This is a genomic window from Cereibacter changlensis JA139, from assembly GCF_003034985.1.
Classification (GTDB): domain Bacteria; phylum Pseudomonadota; class Alphaproteobacteria; order Rhodobacterales; family Rhodobacteraceae; genus Cereibacter; species Cereibacter changlensis.
Genome location: NZ_PZKG01000364.1, coordinates 1 through 1065, shown reverse-complemented (window position 1 = coordinate 1065; position 1065 = coordinate 1). Strand labels below are relative to the sequence as shown.

Sequence of the window (1065 nt, the reverse complement as noted above, 5' to 3'; positions counted from 1 at the left end):
GACCGGCTACGCGAAGAGGCGGGCGGTCTCCCGGAAACCCAAAAGGAAATCTTCAACCTGACCCGCAATCTGGAGGTAGCCCAGCAGGTCTACCTTCAGCTGCTGAACCGTGTGCAGGAGTTGCAGGTGCTGCGCGCCTCCAGCATCGGCTCCGTGCGGATCATCGACACGGCACAGGCCAGCCCAAGTCCGATTGCTCCTCGCAAGGGCAGGACGCTGGCGCTCGCCGCCATACTCGGTCTCGTCGGAGGCGCCGGCCTAGTTCTGCTGCGTCACATGACCCGCAGGGGCGTGAAAGGCGCTGAAGAGCTGGAGAAACTTGGCCTACCCGTATTTGCGACGGTAAACTTTTCTGCACATGCCGCCGACCATCGACGTCTACGCGGTATGCTGCCCATCATGGCGGTCACTGAGCCCAATGATCTTGTCGTCGAAGCCCTCCGCTCGCTGCGCACGTCTCTGCACTTCGGAATGCTGGACGCGAAGACCAACAGCGTGATGCTTACCTCGGCAGCTCCGGCTGCAGGTAAGAGCTTCAACGCCGTTAACCTTGCTGTCGTGACAGCGCAGGCCGGCCAACGGGTCTGCCTGATCGATGGAGATATGCGCCGCGGCTATCTGCGGCGCTACTTCGGGGTGGAGCGCAACGCGCCCGGCTTCGCCGAGGTTCTTGCGGAGGAAATGTCGGCCGAACAGGTGTTGACGCCCGGACCTGTCGATGGGCTTTCGGTGATCACCTCGGGGCGTTTCCCGCCCAACCCGTCTGAGTTGCTGATGCGCGCCAGCTTCCCGGAACTGCTGGAAAAACTCAACAGCCGGTTTGATCTCATCATCATCGACAGCCCTCCGGCTCTTGCTGTCACCGACCCTGTGATTATGAGCCGTTCTGTGGGCGCAACGATCATGGTGGTCAGGCATCTGGAAACGGCGCTTCCAGAAGTCGAGGCGGTCCGCCGCGTCTTCGAGACCTCGGGCAGCAAGCTCGCAGGCGCCATTCTGAACGGCTATCGTGACATGGGTCGCGCTTACGGCTCTGCATACTACTACAACTACCGTTACACGTAT

General features: G+C 61.3%; 1 protein-coding gene. It reads left to right on the top strand.

What is annotated here, in order from left to right:
• Positions 1–1065, top strand: a 1065-nt coding sequence (locus tag C5F48_RS24075) for a polysaccharide biosynthesis tyrosine autokinase (RefSeq protein WP_146170768.1), incomplete at both ends; no start/stop codon positions are given.